This is a genomic window from Mesorhizobium sp. P3_A9 (genome assembly GCF_056402975.1).
In genome coordinates this window covers 1-1326 of sequence record NZ_JBFUGJ010000679.1, presented here as the reverse complement: position 1 = coordinate 1326, position 1326 = coordinate 1, and the positions used below count along the sequence as shown (strand labels likewise).

Annotated in this window: 1 protein-coding gene; it reads left to right on the top strand. The window is 67.4% G+C overall.

Features of this window, described 5'->3' with window-relative positions; translation table 11 throughout:
* Positions 1-19: 19 nt before the first annotated feature.
* The coding region (locus AC1DX0_RS35935) for a transglycosylase domain-containing protein (protein WP_477359248.1) at positions 20-1326 on the top strand (1307 nt) is incomplete at its 3' end.

The following is a 1326-nucleotide window of genomic DNA, read 5'->3' as shown; positions in this document are numbered from 1 at the left end:
GCGGATGAGGGGCAGCGCCATGCTCTCCAGAAAATTTCTCCGTCGAACAGGCATCGCCGCCGCCTCCCTGGTGGGTTTTGCGGCGGTCGCCACAGCTACCTTGTGGGAACTCGACCGCGCCTTCCCGCCGCCACTCCCGGCGACGTTGACGGTCTCCACCGAGGTCCAGGACCGCGACGGCCAGTTGCTGCGCGCCTTCGCCACGCCGGACGGCTACTGGCGGCTKGAAACCCGGCTCGACCAGGTCGACAAGCAGTTCGTCGACATGCTGGTCACCTATGAGGACAAGCGYTTCTGGGATCATCAGGGCGTCGACGTGCTGGCGCTTGGCCGCGCCGCGGGGCAGCTCATCACCAGCGGCCACATCGTCTCCGGCGGCTCGACCCTGTCAATGCAGCTTGCCCGCCTGATCGAGCCGCGCGAAAGCCGCAGCCTCGGCTCCAAGATCAAGCAGATGCTGCGCGCCATCCAGATCGAGCGGCGGCTGTCCAAGCGCGAGATCCTCGAACGCTACCTGACGCTGGCGCCCTATGGCGGCAACCTCGAAGGCGTGCGCGCCGCTTCGCTCGCCTATTTCGGCAAGGAGCCGAAGCGGCTTACCGTCTCGGAAGCCGCCCTGCTCGTCGCCCTTCCCCAATTGCCGGAAAAGCGCCGGCCCGACCGCAATCTCGGAATCGCCCACGCCGCCCGCGACCGCGTGCTGACCCGCATGGTCTCATCAGGCCTGATCGGCGAACGCGAGGCGGCCCGCGCCGCGCTCGACGACGTGTCGGGCCTGCGCCGCACTTTGCCGGCGCTCGCCGCGCACGCCGCCTATGCGATGCTGCCCAGGGCCGTTCCCGGTCAGCCGCTCAAGCTGACGATCCGCAAAAGCGTCCAGCAGGGGCTGGAACAGGTGGCGCGCGATGCCGCCATCAAACTTGGACCGCGTCTCTCCGTCGCCATGGTGCTGGCCGACTCCCGCACCGGCGACATTCTGGGCGAAGTCGGCTCGGCCAATTTCTTCGACGCCAGCCGCTCCGGCTGGATCGACATGACCAAGATCGTGCGCTCGCCCGGCTCGACGCTGAAACCGTTCATCTATGGCCTCGCCTTCGAACAGGGACTGGTGGCGCAGGAAACGCTGATCGAGGACAGCCCAGTCGATTTCGGCGGCTACCGGCCAAAGAATTTCGACATGGGCTATCAGGGCGATGTCTCGATCCGCCAGGCGCTGCAACTGTCGCTCAACGTGCCGGCGATCCGCGTGCTCGACGCGGTCGGCCCGGCGCGGTTGACGGCGCGCTTCCGCCAAGCCGGCGTCAACCCGATCCTGCCGATCAACGA